This is a genomic window from Candidatus Binataceae bacterium (assembly GCA_035508495.1).
Taxonomy (GTDB): domain Bacteria; phylum Desulfobacterota; class Binatia; order Binatales; family Binataceae; genus JASHPB01.
The window spans coordinates 28,269-44,642 of the sequence record DATJMX010000035.1; the positions used below are offsets into that span (position 1 = coordinate 28,269).

14 protein-coding genes are annotated in these 16,374 nt (G+C 61.3%); 3 read left to right on the forward strand and 11 right to left on the reverse strand.

The annotated features are described in order from the left end of the window. Positions 1-18: 18 nt before the first annotated feature. Together VMA09_11630 and VMA09_11635 are read left to right on the forward strand one after the other, a co-directional pair. On the forward strand, positions 19-885 hold the full coding sequence (locus VMA09_11630; GenBank protein ID HUA34249.1) for a hypothetical protein: 867 nt from the start codon (positions 19-21) through the stop codon (positions 883-885). Then, positions 789-1,100 carry a beta-propeller fold lactonase family protein gene (locus VMA09_11635; GenBank protein ID HUA34250.1) on the forward strand — a complete coding sequence of 104 codons (312 nt, stop codon included), beginning with the start codon at positions 789-791 and terminating at the stop codon, positions 1,098-1,100. The genes VMA09_11630 and VMA09_11635 overlap by 97 nt, the downstream gene beginning before the upstream one ends. A gap of 55 nt (positions 1,101-1,155) precedes the next feature. Here VMA09_11635 and VMA09_11640 read toward each other — a convergent pair whose 3' ends face one another. The 10 genes from VMA09_11640 to VMA09_11685 all read right to left on the reverse strand — a co-directional run bounded on the left by VMA09_11640 (position 1,156) and on the right by VMA09_11685 (position 15,120). After that, positions 1,156-2,742, reverse strand: a complete 1,587-nt coding sequence (locus VMA09_11640; GenBank protein HUA34251.1) for a 2Fe-2S iron-sulfur cluster-binding protein — start codon at positions 2,740-2,742, stop codon at positions 1,156-1,158. Positions 2,743-2,758: 16 nt separating this feature from the next. After that, a complete protein-coding gene (nuoF, locus tag VMA09_11645) occupies positions 2,759-4,051 on the reverse strand; it encodes an NADH-quinone oxidoreductase subunit NuoF (GenBank protein HUA34252.1) in 1,293 nt (430 codons plus the stop codon). A 24-nt stretch (positions 4,052-4,075) separates the two neighbouring features. Beyond that, positions 4,076-4,612 (reverse strand): NADH-quinone oxidoreductase subunit NuoB, encoded by a 537-nt coding sequence (gene nuoB, locus VMA09_11650; GenBank protein ID HUA34253.1) that lies wholly within the window; start codon positions 4,610-4,612, stop codon positions 4,076-4,078. Positions 4,613-4,776: 164 nt separating this feature from the next. Continuing rightward, positions 4,777-6,327, reverse strand: coding sequence for an FAD-dependent monooxygenase (locus tag VMA09_11655; GenBank protein ID HUA34254.1), 1,551 nt, complete (start codon positions 6,325-6,327; stop codon positions 4,777-4,779). 140 nt (positions 6,328-6,467) lie between these two features. Further along, the gene (locus VMA09_11660; GenBank protein ID HUA34255.1) at positions 6,468-7,460 is read right to left on the reverse strand and encodes a zinc-dependent alcohol dehydrogenase family protein; all 993 of its coding nucleotides are present in this window, start codon (positions 7,458-7,460) and stop codon (positions 6,468-6,470) included. A gap of 19 nt (positions 7,461-7,479) precedes the next feature. After that, on the reverse strand, positions 7,480-10,299 hold the full coding sequence (locus VMA09_11665; GenBank protein HUA34256.1) for a hypothetical protein: 2,820 nt from the start codon (positions 10,297-10,299) through the stop codon (positions 7,480-7,482). Positions 10,300-10,652: 353 nt separating this feature from the next. After that, positions 10,653-12,065, reverse strand: a complete 1,413-nt coding sequence (locus VMA09_11670) for a dihydrolipoamide acetyltransferase family protein (GenBank protein ID HUA34257.1) — start codon at positions 12,063-12,065, stop codon at positions 10,653-10,655. Position 12,066: 1 nt separating this feature from the next. Beyond that, positions 12,067-13,047 (reverse strand): alpha-ketoacid dehydrogenase subunit beta, encoded by a 981-nt coding sequence (locus VMA09_11675; GenBank protein ID HUA34258.1) that lies wholly within the window; start codon positions 13,045-13,047, stop codon positions 12,067-12,069. A gap of 9 nt (positions 13,048-13,056) precedes the next feature. Further along, positions 13,057-14,097 (reverse strand): thiamine pyrophosphate-dependent dehydrogenase E1 component subunit alpha, encoded by a 1,041-nt coding sequence (locus VMA09_11680; GenBank protein ID HUA34259.1) that lies wholly within the window; start codon positions 14,095-14,097, stop codon positions 13,057-13,059. Between the two features lie 93 nt (positions 14,098-14,190). Further along, positions 14,191-15,120 carry a DUF1028 domain-containing protein gene (locus VMA09_11685; GenBank protein HUA34260.1) on the reverse strand — a complete coding sequence of 310 codons (930 nt, stop codon included), beginning with the start codon at positions 15,118-15,120 and terminating at the stop codon, positions 14,191-14,193. A gap of 192 nt (positions 15,121-15,312) precedes the next feature. Between VMA09_11685 and VMA09_11690 the strand changes: the two genes are divergently transcribed. Further along, on the forward strand, positions 15,313-16,029 hold the full coding sequence (locus VMA09_11690; protein HUA34261.1) for a hypothetical protein: 717 nt from the start codon (positions 15,313-15,315) through the stop codon (positions 16,027-16,029). Here the strand turns inward: VMA09_11690 and VMA09_11695 are convergent. Further along, entirely contained in the window at positions 16,022-16,360 is a 339-nt protein-coding gene (locus VMA09_11695; GenBank protein HUA34262.1) for a hypothetical protein, read from the reverse strand. The genes VMA09_11690 and VMA09_11695 overlap by 8 nt on opposite strands. Positions 16,361-16,374: the final 14 nt, after the last annotated feature.

The window sequence follows — 16,374 nt, forward strand, 5'->3', positions numbered from 1 at the left end:
GGCGGCCGCGGCTGCAGGATGTGGCCCACCAACGGCCTCCCGGCGCTCAGCGGCGAATTCCTTTACGTCTCCAGCTCAAATTTAGACTCTATCTATGAGCTGTCGATCAACAGCTCGACGGGCTCGCGCTCGTATGTAAACCAATTTCAAGTTGAATCTCCGCGCGCGATTTGCGGCCCGATCGCAATCCATCCCAGCAACGAGTTTATCTTCGATGGGATGCTTGTCGGAGCCAACGGCGGCCCTTCGTCCCTTGATAGCCTCGACGTAGGCGATAGCATTTATTCGGGCAAGATCTTTCGGCTCAACAAGCCGGTCTTGGTTGCCGGTGGCGCTGGCTCAGCGGCTGGAATAGCGCTCGACCCGCCGGGGCGATGCGCATACGTAACTGAAACTCACGGGATAACGCGCTACTCAATCGGACAGCATACTGGCACCGTGACGGCGCTGGGCGATACAGCGGTCGGCCCGGGTGCAGCATTCGCAATCGCGGTGCAACCAAATGCCGGATCGGTGGTGCTGGTCACCCGCCGCGATGATCAGCAAGCGTACGAATTCACGACCGGCGGCAATTGCTCTCTTACTGCAAATGGGAATTTGCTGCTCTCCACGCAGTCCTCAGATGCCGAGGAGGTGGCATTTCATCCTGCGCTAGCGGTTGCATACGTGAGCGACCCGCATCTCGACACCGTATTCGAGATCGGGATTAATCCGCCTCTCACGGTCTCGCTTCTCGGTGCAGTGACGCCGCCTATTTCGTCGCAGTATTTTTCAGAATCAGCGGCCTGGTGGTTCATCCGCGCGGCCACTTTCTCTATACCGCAGCGGGCCCATCCAGCGGCGCAGAGATTTCCGAATTCGCTATCGACGCGAACGGATTGCTGACGTGGGGTTCCGATGTAACGCAGGGCGTTAAAGATGTGTCCTCGCTCGCCATTGATGCATCGGGAAAATTCCTCTACGCGGCGAATTTCACTGAAGGAACGATTGCGATGTTTACAATCGCTCCTGATACCGGAGCACTTACTCCAAATCCACCTGCAGGCAACAACACGATCGGCGTGCCTGGCGGAATCGTCTCGATCGCAACCACCCACTAGCCGAAGGTCTCGAGCCAGCCCGCCGCACAGGACGAACGCCTTGCGATCAAGCCGCCTATTGCGCGGCCAGATCGAGGCCGTGCTCGCCGAGAGCGTCGAAGCTGAGGCCGCCGAAGGCCGGCTCTTCCGCGCCCATCTGCGTGAAGATCGTCGACGCTGACTTGGCGCGATCCACGCCGTCGAGTGCGTGACCGAAGCGGGCGATCACTTCGACTGCCGGGAGCGCTTCGCCCGGAGGCGGGAAGGCTTCGCGGATGCGCTGCACGCGGCCCTTGAAATTCGTGAAGCTGCCATCAATCTCGGGATACGCGCCGATCGGCCACACCTGGTTGGCCATCTGGCAAGTCTCGTTGGCGTCGGTCGAAAGCACGAGCAGATAGTCGAGCGCGCCGAAGCGGCGCATGAACTCCGCCTCGCCCATCGCTTTCACCAGGTCCGCGCGCAGCGTGATCAGCACCTTCAGTTCACCCGATGCGACCGCGTCGGTAAGCGCATCGAGGCCGCTGTCCGGCAATCCGAGCGCTTTCAGCCCGCGCGTATTGGGATTCTTGTTGGCGCGAATCAACAAGTTGTCGTCGCCACTGGCGCCGGGCGGCGACCATGACAACGTCGCGATCCGGTCGGAGCCGATCGTATCTCTGATCAGCTTCTTCATCGCGAACGCTTCCTCGTTCGTCGATTGGGCGTCGATCACCGCGCCGATCGCGTTGGCGCCCTTCTCGCTCCCGATATTCTTGATAATGCTCGCGGCGCGGCGCACCGCCTCGCCCCAGCTCTCCGCGACGAGCTCGTCTTTCTGTTGCACGAGCGGGACCGTCAACCGCGTCTCTTGCTGGAGGCTCGGAAAGCCGTGGCGGCCTTCATCGCACATCCAGTAGTTATTCACGTCGGGGTTGTAGCGGGGCTTGTAACGGTAGATGCGGCCGCGATGATGATGGATGTCGATCGAGCATCCGCGCTCGCATCCGCCGCATACCGAGGGCGCGCGATGGAGGTACCACACGCGCATCCGGAAGCGAAAATCCTTCTCAGTGAGCGCGCCAACCGGGCAGATATCGACCACATTGCCGGCGTACTTGTTGTTGACCGGCTGCCCCGGATTGATCTCGATACGGTTGTGATCGCCGCGCTCGAAGATCGCAAGCTCGCTTGTCTTGGTAATCTCATCGAAGAACCGCGTGCATCGCGCACACAGAATACATCGTTCCTGGTCGAGCATGACGTCGGAGCCGATGTCGATCGCCTTGCCCTTGTGCACTTTCTTTTCCAGCGGAAAGCGCGAGGCCTGCCGATCGTAGTCCATGTAATAGTCTTGCAGCTTGCACTCGCCCGCCTGATCGCAGACCGGGCAATCGATCGGATGATTTATGAGCAGGAACTCGAGCACGGCCTTCTGCGCGGTCTGGGCCTTGGCGCTCTTGGTCTGCACAACCATTCCTTCGGCCGCGCGTGTGTTGCAGGCGATCTGCAGCTTCGGCGCCTTCTCGACATCGACCAGGCACATACGGCAGTTGCCGGGAATCGAAAGCCCGGGATGATAGCAGTAGTGCGGAATCTCAATTCCGGCTTTCTCAGCGGCCTGAATAAGGTTCAGGCCGTCCGCGACTTCAACTTCCTTACCGTCAATCGTGAGCTTGGGCATCGCTGACTCTCGCCGGCTAGGCCGCCTGCGCCTTGCCTTCCGGGGACTTGAACGGGCATCGGCCCAGCTTGATGTGTTCTTCGAACTCGCTCCGGAACTTGGTGACGTAGCTCTTCACCGGCATCGCGATACTGTCGGCGAGCACGCATATCGTGTTGCCGACCATGTTGTCCGAGATGTTGCACAGGAGGTCGAGCTGTTCGATCTTGCCGTGCCCGGCTTCCATCTCGGTCATGATTTTTTCGATCCAGCCCGTGCCTTCGCGGCATGGTGTGCACTGTCCGCACGATTCGTGATGATAGAAGTGCGCAGTCGCGCGCAGCATATCGACCATGCACGTGTCTTCGTGCATCACGATTACGACGCCAGAGCCCATCGCCGAGCCGATCGCGCGCATCGAATCGAAATCGAACAGCGCCCGCTCAGCTTCTTCTTTGTTGAGGACGGGGAACGACGATCCGCCAGGAACCACACCCTTCAGCATCTTGCCGCCCAGCATCCCCCCGCCGATGTCGTAGATCATGTCCTTGATCGGCGTGCCCATGACGAGTTCATAGAGCCCGGGTTTGTTTATATGGCCTGACAGGCAGACGAGTTTCGTGCCGGGACTCTTTTCGGGACCGATTGCTTTGTACCAGTCGGCGCCGCGATTGATGATATGCGGGACGTTCGCCAGCGTCTCGACGTTGTTGACGACGGTTGGACATCCAAACGCGCCGACGATCGCAGGAAACGGCGGGCGGTTGCGCGGATAGCCGCGCTTACCCTCGAGCGATTCGAGCAGCGCGCTCTCCTCGCCGCATACGTATGCGCCCGCGCCCTTGTGCGTCCAGATGTCGACGTCGTAGCCGGAGCCCATCACGTTCTTGCCGACGTAGCCGTTGGCGCGCGCGTCGGCGAGCGCCGCATCCATGCTCTTTTTCTGCTGTGTGAACTCGCCGCGCATGTAAACGTACGCGGTATGCGAGCCGACTGCGCGGCACGCGATCAGGATTCCTTCGATCACGCCGTGCGGGTCGTTTTCGAACTGATAACGATTCGCGAACGTGCCCGGCTCGCTCTCATCACCGTTGACGCAAACGTAAACCGGCTTCTTCGAATCCTTGGGGATGAAGCTCCACTTGGTGCCAGTCGGAAACGCCGCGCCGCCGCGTCCGCGCAGGTTCGAGTTCTTGACCTCGTTGATAATGTCGTCCTGCGTCATGTCGAAGAATGCCTTGCGCGAGGCCTGGTAGCCGTTGTTCGCGAGGTAAACGTCGAGCTTGCGCAGATCAGGGATATCCAGCCAGCGGGTCAGTATCCGTACCATCTGAATTTGATTCCCGAGCGAGCGTCAGGCCGCTTCGTGTTTGGGTCCGAGTCCGAGCAGCTTCTGCTTCTGACCCTGGATTTTTCGCTGCAACGCCATCAGCGCGTCGAGCACGGCCTCGGGCCGCGGCGGGCATCCGGGGACATAAACGTCAACCGGCACGATTCGGTCGATACCCGGCAGCGTTGCGTAGTTGTCGTAGAATCCGCCGGTCGATGCGCACGCACCAAACGCCATCGTCCATTTCGGCTCGGCCATCTGATCGTAAACGCGCTTCAGGATCGGTCCCTGGCGCACCGTTACCGTGCCGATAACCATCAGCAAATCGGCCTGACGCGGAGTGAACCGCGGCAGGAGCGCGCCGAACCGATCGATATCGTAGGGCGTCATCGAGAGCGACATGTATTCCATTGCACAGCACGCCGTCGCGAACGGATACGGGAAAATCGAGAACTTGCGGGCCCACGCCACGGCCTTGTCGAGGCGGGTTAAAACGGCGGTATCGCCGAGCAGAATTTCTTCGCCCTTGGAAAGCGCCTGAGCCTCTTTTGCTTCAGCCATTGATGCCCTGCCCTCGCACGATTCGGTCGAACGACTTCTAGGCCGAGCGTATCAAGCGCGGACCGAATGGGTCAATGAACCTAATGAAAGCGGCCTTCCAGATGAAGCAAAACTTGCGCTTCGATTGCGCGCGATAAGGGTGCGTCCGCGCTATGCGGCTGAGCTCATCTAAGCGGCGCGATCTTTTTCTCAACCAGGTATTTGGAAATCGACGCGGCTTTCGCTTCCGCATCGACCATCGCGATATAGCCGTCGGGGCGCAGCAGGTATATCGCATTGCGATTAAGGCCCGCGCGTTTGATCGCCGAGCGCCACGGAAACACGTGCAGCTCCAGCTTGCGCTCGGCGCAAATTTGTTCGATCTCGGACGCCGCCTTTCCGTAAACATGAACTTGCCAATCGAGCGACCTAAGCGGCGCAAAGTTATCATCTTTGGGATCGCTCGAATCTGTCGGAACCCACGGCAATCGATCGCCGCCTTGAACATCGCCAAGATGCCCGACGCTGAGCGCGCTGCGGCGATAGTTCACACCCGTCTGCGACACGGTCCGAAAGAAGAACCGCCGCGCAGCGGGAATCCTGAGGAGTCCGGGCAACAAACGCGGCACCAGCCGCAATCGAAACAGCAACGCGATCTCACTCGAACTGACGACGCCCGTAAATGCGCGATCGGTCGTCTCGACCAGGCGCTGCGCGAACGCCATGCGCTCCGGCTCGTAGGTCGCGAGCAGATCCGCATCCGCGCGACCGCGCAGGACAGAGGCGAGCTTCCACGCGAGATTCACCGCATCGCCGATACCGGTGTTCATCCCCTGTCCGCCGACTGGACTATGCACATGAGCCGCGTCGCCGAGAATAAACGCACGTCCCACGCCGAAATGATTCGCGACGCGATGATGCACGCGATACGTCGAGAACCAGTTCACGCGCTCGACTTCGATTCGCATCCACTTCGCGACCGTCGTGCGGACGTCGTCCCAGCTGAGATCCTCGCGACCGTGCAAGTCGTCGCGCACCGTACCGACCAGGCGCGCGCATCCTTCATCTTTCAACGGGAACAGGGCCAGGAAATCTTCGCGATCGAGCCCGACGTGAATCTCGCCGTTAAGCACCTGCCCGTGCGCGTTAACGTCGGCCACGTAATACAGATGGTCATACGCGCCGCCGGGAAATCCGATCCTGAGCTTCTGCCGCACGGTGGAATGCCCGCCATCGCATCCTGCTATATAGGCCGCGCGGTATGCTTCCTCGGCGCCATCATGACCGCGCAGACGCGCTCTGATGCCGTCTGCTTCGTCGTCGAAATCGATCAGCTCTGTTTGTCGCTCCACTTCGACGCCGAGCTCGCGCAGACGATCGATCAACATCCGCTCGTGCTCGTCCTGCGGATATATCAGCGGCATCGGATATGGACTGAGGCCCTTGCCCATCTCACCAATCGGAACGTGCGCCGATTTCTTCGCGGACACCCAGAGATTGACGGCGCCGATTGCGCGGCCGCGCGCGACGACCGCGTCCGCAAATCCAAACTGACGATAGAACTCGAGTGTGCGCGGCTGCACGGCAAGCGCACGCGACGTCGTTCCGGGCTGATCCGTTTTGTCGACGATACGAACGCGCACGCCCAGGCGCGTGAGCCACAGCGCGAGCACGAGACCGGTGGGACCTGCTCCAACGATCAGAACTTCACTATCGCGACTGGCTGATGCAGTCATCTTAGCCTCCGCTACGATCACGATACTCCAAGTTGCTCGTGTCGATGCGACCACGAAAATAGCCTCTCCGGCGGCTGGAACCGCAGGCGGAAGCCACACACCGGGAGAGGCTATTTATCGGATTCGGCCCACGGAAAAGTTCAGGAGACGCGGAGCACGGCGGCGCCTTTGATTTCGTCGTGCTTGAGCATCGTGAGTGCGATGTTGGCCTCTTCGAGACCGAACGGCACGGTATGCGTGCGAATCGGGATTTCGCCGGCGATTTTCAGGAATTCCTCGGCGTCCTGGCGCGTGTTGGCGGTGACGCTGCGAAGCTCCTTCTCATAGAAGAGATGCTTTTCGTAATCGAGCGGCGGAATCTGGCTCAGATAGATTCCTGCGACGGCGAGGATTCCACCCCGATCGAGCGCTTCCATCGCAGGCGGCACGAGATTACCTGCCGGTGCGAACAGGATCGCGGCGTCGAGCGGTGATGGCGGCCGATCCTCCGCGTTGCCGATCCACTCGGCACCAAGGTCTGCGGCGAGATCGCGATGAGGCCCGCCGCGGCTCATTACGAATACACGGCACTCCCAATATTTGAGCACCTGGATCGCCAGATGTGCCGAGCCGCCGAAGCCATACAGTCCCACGGTCGATCCGGGCTTGATATCGGCGCGCTTGATCGCGCGATAGCCGATGATTCCCGCGCACAGAAGCGGCGCGGCTTCATCGTCGCCGAGCTGATCGGGGAGCGCGTAGGCGAAGTTCTCGTTGACGACTGCCCACTCCGAATAGCCGCCGTCATGGTCATATCCAGTGAAGCGCGCGTTGGGGCACAAGTTCTCGCGGCCGCGCTGGCAGTAAATGCAGGTGCCGCAGGTCTCGCGCAGCCACGCGATTCCGACGCGCGCGCCAACCTGATGCCGAGTGCACGCATCGCCGCGCCGCTCGACGATGCCGACGACCTCGTGCCCCGGCACGACGCGCGAAATGCGCGGCGGCAGATCACCCTCGCATACGTGGAGATCAGTGCGGCACACACCGCAGGTTTTGATTCGAATCAGCAGCTCATGTGGACCGGGCTCAGGTATCGGCAGATCGAAGAGCTTGAGGGGCCCGGATTCTATCGGCGCCGGCTTCTCTACCGCCATCGCCTTCATCGTGCACCTGCTACGACGCCTTGACCGTTACGTAGCCCGGCGCTTGGGCCTGCGCCTCGTACTGGTAACGCTGCCATTCCTCGGTGCCGCGCCGCAGCATGCGCGTCACGAGCGACGTCCATCCGGTCTGATGACTCGCGCCGAGACCGCGGCCCGTGTCGCCATCGAAGTATTCGTAGAACAAAACGAGGTCCTTCCAGTGCGGATCGTTCATGTAGCGGGGATCGTCACCGTGACACGGGCGTCGCCCGTTCTTGTCCGGCAGAAACAGGCTCGCCAGGCGCCGCGAGATTTCGGCCGCGACTTGCCGCAGTGTCATCATCACGCCCGAGCCGGTTGGGCACTCGACTCTAAGCGTATCGCCATAAAACAGGTGATAGGTTTCGAGCGCCTCGACTAACAAATAGTTAATCGGCATCCATACCGGGCCACGCCAGTTCGAGTTGCCGCCGAAAAGTCCCGAGTCTGACTCCGACGCCTGGTACTGCACGCGATGAACGTGGCCCTCGATATTCAACTCGAAGGGATGGTCCTTGTGGTAGCGCGAGAGCGACCGCACACCGTAGGGCGACAGGAACTCGTTCTCGTCAAGGACGTAGCGCAGCACGCGCACCAGCCGCTCGCTCGAGGGCAGCGCAATAAGCCCGCGCAGCGTGCCCGCGGGATGGGTCGATTCGCGGAACTGGAAGTGGCGCGAAAGGTTCTTGCGATGCTGCCGGAACCATTGCACGCGCTCGTAGAACTCGGGCAGCTTCTCGATCATCCCAGTCTCGACGACAGAAGCCGCCAGCACCGGGATGATGCCGACCATCGAGCGAATCTTGAGCGGGAACGTCACCCCGCCCGCTATTAACCGATCGTAGTAAAATCCGTCCTCTTCATCCCACAGCGCATCGGTGCCCTCGCCGTGCATCGCCTCGATAATCGTAGTGAAGTGCTCGAGGAACTTGTAAGCGATGTCCTGGTAGGCGGGATCGACGGACGCGAGCTCGAGCGCGATCGACAGCATCGAGGCGCAGTAGAACGCCATCCAGGCCGTGCCGTCGGCCTGCTCGAGTTGGCCGCCGCCGGGCAGCGGCCGAGAGCGATCGAACAGGCCGATATTGTCGAGGCCGAGGAAGCCGCCCGAAAACAGATTGCGCCCTTCGGGATCCTTGCGGTTCACCCACCAGGTGAAATTGAGCAGGAGCTTCTGAAACACCTTGGACAGGAAAACGCGATCGGCGCCGCCGAGCGGACTCGCGATCTTGTAGATGCGGTACGCGGCCCAGGCCTGGACGGGTGGATTCACGTCGCTGAAGTTGTATTCGTAGGCGGGAATCTGGCCGTTCGGATGCATGTAGTTTTCGCGCAGCATCAGCTCGATCTGATGCATCGCGAATTTCGGATCCCATACTGCGAACGGCATCATGTGGAACGAAAGGTCCCACGCCGCAAACCACGGATACTCCCACTTGTCGGGCATCGAGATCAGTTCGAGGCTATGCAGATGGCGCCAGTCGGCATTGCGTCCGCGCTTGCGATCCTTGGGCGGTGTGGGCGTGGACAGATCGCCGTCGATCCATTCCTCGACGATGTAGTGATAAAACTGCACGGTCCAGATGAGCCCCGCGATCGAGCGCCGCACTATCAGGTCCTCGTCGGGTGTGAAGAACTCCTCACCGAGTTGGGCCGGTTCAGTCGTGGTGTTGTTCTGCAAGACGGGAATGTTGATAACGCGCTTTCCGTATTCGTGCTTGAGCGCGAGGTAGTATTCGTCAAGTTCGGCGCGCCGCTGGTCGATCATTTCATCGAAGCCGCGATTCATTTCGATCTCGCTGACGGACTTCGAGTCGCAGAATCGGACCCTGACGATTTGCTCGCCACCAGCGGGTACCGTCGAGCTGTAAAGTGCGCCCATCTTGGTTCCAACGCCCATGGGATTTATCGCGCTGCGCTCGCCATGAACCAGGTAGCGATGGAACGCATCCTTTACATACGGGCTCGCGTTCGGCGATTTGAACAGTAACTCGTTGTTACTCTCGTTCTCCGTGAACAGCAATTGCGGGCGCGTTCCGTCCGAGGCCGGCGCGGCCTGGAAGATATAACCGCCGAGCGATTCGTGAACCAGACGCGCCGTCGACGGCGATGTGCGCTTGATCGCGGGCTTGCGCCAGTAGGTATCGCCGTCGCGGCCCCAGCTCCAGGTGTTGCGGAACCATAGCGTCGGGATGATATCGAGGCGCGCCGCTTCGGGTCCGCGATTGTGCGCGGTGATCTTGACGAGGATATCCTCGGGACTCGCTTCGACGTACTCGATGAAGACGTCGAAGTAGCGATTGTCGTCGAAGACCCCGGTATCGACGAGCTCGTACTCGCGATCGAGGCGCGTGCGCTGCCGATTCTCCGCGACGATTTGATCGTAGGGATATGCACGCTGCGGATACTTGTAGAGCGCGCGCAGGTACGACGCCGTCGGGCTCGCGTCGAGGTAGTAGTAGCATTCCTTGACGTCCTCGCCGTGATTGCCCTCGGGGCCGGTGAGGCCGAAGAGCCGTTCTTTCAGGATCGGATCGCGGCCGTTCCACAGCGCGGTCGCAAAGCACAGGCGGCACAGCCGATCGCAGAGACCGAGCAGGCCATCCTCGCCCCATCGGAAGGCACGGCTGCGAGCGTGATCATGAGGAAAATAATTCCAGGCATCGCCCGTCGGCGAGTAATCTTCGCGAACGGTGCCCCACTGCCGTTCGGGCAGATATGGTCCCCACAGCTTCCAATTATTGCGATGGCGCGCGTCTTCGACCAGCCGCGCAGCCTCGGGGTTCGCAGCCAACCCGTTCTCTCTAGCCATTGAAGGACAAACGCCCCTGCGCTGAAAACGATGCGGCGCTCAGAGCCGCAAGGACGTATTTCTCACGACCACGCGCCCACACGCAACCGGATCGACGACTGACCGCGAGATCGCCACGCAATGCATCGGCGAAGTCGCATCCATCAATCGCCGCTACGGAATCGCGATCGCGTCGGTTTTCTGGTTCCCCTTCGCGTGCGGGAAGGGGTCAGGGGTTAGGTCGTTTGTCTGGATTCCGGGGATCGCGGCGCTTTCAGAAAAAATCGACCTAACCCTCTTTCCCTTCGCACGGGAAGGGAAGTTTGAGCGCCTGACGCTTCTACTCGAGTGCCATCATTGCGCGAGATCAAGACTCAGAACTCGAAGTCGGCTTCTTCGAGGATTTTGGCGGTGCGGTAGAGGAAGCGGTTGCCGAGGACGCCGTCGACTACGCGATGATCGTATGACAGCGCGAGGTACATCATCGTGCGGATCACGATCGCGTCGGCGCCGTCGACTTCGATCACGACCGGACGCTTCTTCACTTCGCCCATCCTGAGTATCCCGACCTGCGGCTGATTGATTATCGCGAAGCCGTAGAGGTTTCCTTCGCGCCCGGGATTGGAGAGCGTGAAACTGCCGCCCGCGAGATCGTCGGCGGTGATTTTCTTTTCGGCGATTTTGCGGCGCAGATTTTCCATCTCGCGCGCGATTCCCGTCAGCGACATTCCTTCCGCTGCCTTGATCACCGGCACGAGCAGACCTTCGTCGGTATCCATCGCGATTCCGAGGTTGATCTGCTTGCGCAGGATCACTGAATCTCCGGCGACCGAGACATTCATCCGCGGAAATTCCTTGAGCGCGCGGACCGTGGCGTAGGCCGCCAGCGGCAGCATCGTGAGAGCGAAGCCCTCGCGGCGCTGGAAGTCATCCTTATGCTCGGCGCGAAATCGCGTTGCACGCGTCAGATCCACCTCGGCGACCGTGCCGACGTGCGGCGAGTGCGTCTTCGAGTAGACCATGTGCTCCGCAATGAGCTTGCGGCGGCGCGTGAAGGGCTCGATCACGTCGCCTTCGTGCGGCTGATAAATGGGCGGGTTGTATGCGCCTGCGGCTGCCGCAGCCGGTCGCGATGCGGGCTGCGCCGCCGCCACTGCCGGTCGTTGCGCAACAGCGGCTTGCGCTGCACCGGCGGACGACACCGCGTGCTCGGCGGGAGCGCCGTCCTTGCGGAGATTTGCCATGTATTTTTCGACGTCGCGCTTGCTCACACGTCCGCCGATACCCGTTCCCGGTACGCGAGCAAGGTCGATATTCTGCTCGGCCGCGATCTTCAGCACCACCGGTGAATATCGCCGATGGTCGCTGGCGGGGGCGGCCGAAACTTGCACACGCGGAACTGATTCTTCGACGGCCCCAGCGGCGCGCGCAGGCTGAGGCTGCGGCTTCGGCACCACGCTGAGCGGCGGCTTGGGTTGGGCGCCAGGCTCCGCGGGCTTCGGCGCCGGAGCTTCAGCGCGCATGGGCGCGGCGGGCGCTTTCGCAGCGCCGGCGGGCTCGATCTCCGCGAGCTTGGCGCCGACGGGAAGCGTCTCGCCCTCGCGCGCGACAATCTTCGCGATTCGTCCCGCTCCCGGTGAGGGGATCTCCGTATCAACCTTGTCGGTCGAGATTTCGACCAACGGCTGATCCTCGGTGACGACATCGCCTTCCTTGATCAGCCACTTCAAGATCGTGCCTTCAACGACACTCTCGCCCATCTGCGGCATCGTTACGTCGATACTCATCTTAATACGCCGCCAGGCTGCGGATGCCGTCCACGATCTTGTTGGTGTTGGGCAGAATCGCTTCTTCGAGCGGCGTGCTGAACGCGACGTGCGAGTCGAGCGCCGCCACGCGCCGCACCGGTCCGTCGAGAAACTCGAACGCATTCTCGGTAATGATCGCGGAGATCTCGCCGCCGATTCCGCCGGTCATGCGATCCTCGTGCACGATCAGAACCTTGCCGGTCTTCCGCGCCGTGGTGAGAATCGCCTCGCGATCCAGCGGCAGCAGCGTGCGTAGATCGAGCACTTCGACCGAGAGCCCATCTTCCTTCTCGACGATCTTCGCCGCATCGAGCGACTGCCCGAGCGTGCCGCCATACGTGATTAACGAAAGATCAGTGCCGGGCTTGCGCACCTCGGCAACCCCGATCGGCACCGTGAAATCGCCCTCTGGCAAATCCTCTTTGATGCTGCGATAGAGCCGCTTGTGCTCGAAATACACGACCGGGTTGTCGTCGCGGATCGCGCTCTTGAGCAGACCCTTGGCATCGTAGACCGTCGCCGGAGCGACGACCTTGAGACCCGGCACGCGGGTGAACCAGGCCTCGGGATTCTGCGAATGGAACAGCGCGCCGTGCACTCCAGCTCCTGACGGTGCGCGCACGACGAGCGGACACGCGGCCTTGCCGCCATGGCGATAACTTAGAGTCGCCGCCATGTTCACAATCTGATCGAATGCGCACGAAATGAAATCGGCGAACTGCATCTCGACCACGGGGCGCATCCCGAGCACCGCGGCGCCGATCCCCGCACCGACGATCAGCGCCTCCGAGATCGGAGTATCGATCACGCGTTCCTCGCCGAACGACTCGAGCAAGCCCTCGGTCGCCTTGAACGCGCCGCCGAGATCGCCCACGTCCTCACCCATGATGAAGACGTTTTCGTCGCGGCGCATCTCTTCGTGCAGCGCGGTGTTGATCGCTTTGATGTAGGTATTTTCCATGGCGAGGGTCTAGCGGTTACCGTTGTTCGAGGTTGAAGGAAATTTGAAAGTGTTCGGCGCGTAGATGTCTTCGAGCGCCTCTTTGGGATCGGGCAAAGGGCTTTGTTCCGCATAGTCGACGGCCTGCTGCACGGTCTGCTGCGTCTTGGCGTCGATCTGCTCGCGGATACCCTTGATGTCGTGGCCTTTCTTTTCGAGATAAAACTCGTAGCGCGGAATCGGATCGCGGCTCTCCCATTCGATAAGCTCTTCCTTGTCGCGATAGAGCGCCGCGTCGTGCTCGCTATGCCCGCGGTAGCGATACGTCTTGCATTCGATCAGCGCCGGGCCCTCGCCGGCGCGCATCTTCTCCACCACGCGCTCGGTTACGTCGAGGACGGCGAGAAGATCGTTCCCGGAGCATACGTGGCCCTTGAAGCCGTAGGCCTGCGCGCGATCCGCCACGTCTTCGATCGCCATTTGCTTTTCGAGCGGCGTCGAATACGCGTAGCGATTGTTCTCGCATACGAAGAGCACGGGCAGCTTGTGGACACCCGCGAAGTTCATCGCCTCGTGAACGTCGCCGCGCGAGGCCGCGCCCTCGCCGAAGAACGCCACGGCGATATTCTTCTCGCGCTTCATCTTGAACTTGAGCGCCGCGCCGACTGCGACCGGCAGCGACGAGCCGAGCATCGAGGTCGAGCCGAAGATTCCGTGCTCGAGGTCGCCGCCGTGCAGGAACGAATCCTTACCGCGCGAAAGCCCGGTTTCCTTGCCCATGAGCTGCGCCATCAGACGGCCGGGATCGACACCGCGCATGATGAAGACGCCCATATCGCGATGGAGCGGCGCGACGAAGTCGCCCTCCTTGAGCGGGGCGCAGATTCCGGTGACGATCGCCTCCTGCCCGGCGCCGGAATAGACGCCGCCGAAGATTTTGTTCTGGCGATGCAATCGCGAGACGCGCTCTTCGAAGGCGCGGATCAACTTCATCCAATAATAGAGCTGCAGTTCATACTCCACGCGCGGTGAAGTCTCGGCCGCATCGTGCGCGCCGCTGGGCTGGGGCATTCGCGTACTCCTGGTTGCGTAGCGATCAGCACCTAAGCTTATCGCAGGAGTGGTGGCGGCCAAAAGTCGAATTGTCGCGTTCGTGACGCGGATCTAGGCGATTTTACTGATTCGTTCTTTGACTGCCGCATCAACAGGCAGCATGAACGGCGGCAGCCGCAGCGCAAGCGTGATCCAGTTGCGATCAATTGCTGCCACCGCGCGCAGCTTCGCGATACCCTCGTCGGTCTTGCCGGTGCTGAGCAACCCCACCGCGTGCCAGAAGCGCATCTCGGGATTATCGCCGATGAGGCGCGAAGCGGTTTCGAATTCGAGCGTCATGGTGTCGAAGTCGCGGCGCTCGGCAGCGTTCTGCGCAAGCCGCATATGCGTGTAGGCGCGCGCGACAGCGAGCTGGCGGCGAATTTCGATCAGCGGCTCGGGCCCATCGTCGACGCGGATATTGTAGAGCGTGTCGTACCACGGACGTCCTGTGCTCTTGCCGGCGACTACGAGAATCGCGGCGGACTGACGGCCGCGAATATCGCCGCCTTCGGCTTCAGCGGCATCGAGCGCTGCAAGCAGGCGATCGACGAGCTCGCCCTTGGCTGACTTGAAGGCCTCGGCCATTGTGGGCCACACCGTGGCATGCAGCATCATGTTGGCCTGCACGGAGAATCCGTCGCCGACGATATGCCCTGCTTCCGCGATCGTCATCGCGCCGGTATGTGCCGCAGCTCGTCCTTGAGCATCGACCATCGCGACCTGGCGAATCGCACTCGCGCCGTCGCTCGCGACGAGACCGGCCAGCGCATCGGGCGCGCTCTTCCCTGCGCGCATCAGATCGAGCCCGAGCTTGCCGTACGAAGGCTCAGCCAGCGCCTGCGTCGCAACCGCACCGACGCCGGCCTCGGCCCACGTAACGACAGAGCCGACGGCAAAATAGTGCGACTCGACCGCGACGCCCATCTCACCCGAAGCGGCATCGCGCGCAACAATCGAGTAGGTATGCGCGAGTGGTGCATGCTTTAGATAGGAATCCATGTTCGGCTGCTCCCTGCGATTTGATAGCGTTTTCCCGTAGCGATAGCGACGGAGACATTTCCGGGCATCTCGACTTGCGCGGACATCAAATCGATAACTGCTTGTTGACACCTCTGAAAGCGCGAGCCTCCCCCAAGCCCGTTGGAGCCTTCGCGTGACGCCGATTCGCCGATGAGGTAAAACCCGGAGCGCATGAGAAAAGCGCTCCTCCTGGCAACTCTCGCCGTTCTTGCTCTCGTCTCCGCCGCGTCAGCCGCAGACAGAATGCGGCTGGTGAGTATCCCGCTCGATATGCCGGAAAGTGACGAGGTTGCTCTCGACCAGCAGTTTCTCGAAGGGCTCTACAATGGCGATTACGGCAAGAGCATGCCGCGCAACTTCGGCGGCTATCTTGGCAACAACGTCAAGTCGAGCGGCCTCGAGGAGTCGCCCTTCTATCATATCGATACGACGCTAAAGGACGGCCGCACGCTACAGCTCTGGTTTTCGAGCGAAAAGGACGGACGGCGGACCTTCGGCGTGTGGATGGAGACGCCGTGGTCGAACAAGCCGCCGACGAAGCCCTATGCCGCGGCGCGCAAAGAACTCGAATCCGCATACGGGCAACCGGATCTGGACTTCAGCCCGCCAAGTCTGGCCGGTCAGCACATCACGATATTCGTCGATCGGATGGCGCCGAATTACCAGGCGGTCATGGCGGCACTGCCGAAGGCGAGCCAGATATCCTCGAAAGACGCGGAGTCCTTTTGGCACTGCGATTTGCGCACGCTGGCGAGGATTCTCGGTGCGAACTTCCGCGGCGCAATCGTGATCCAGACCGAGCAGAAGGGCAAGCTCGGCGGAGAGACCGCCGAACTTCTCGATCTCGTCCGCGCGCGCACGGTCTTCAATCTTGACGACATCAAGTAGGTACTTGCTCCAGCGGGCCGCGGTAGAGTGCGGACCATAGCGACACGACGCCGGCGGCGCTGCCGCTCCAGAAGGTTATCCAGTAGGCGGATTCGGCCGAGCGCGCGGCCAATCCCGAAGCGAACGTGATCGTGACTATTGCTCCTGACACGAGCGCCGTCGCTCCAGGCCATTTGAGGTAGTCAATGCGCCACGCGAGGACGCCGAGCACAACCAGCAGCGCGCCGGCAACCAGCAGCACTACACCGTGGGATTCGATCGCCGCGCTATCCAGCACTACGGTGCAGACGAGGCCCAATCCGATCAGCGTGCTGAGCAGATTCGGAATCATGAGATTCGCTCCCT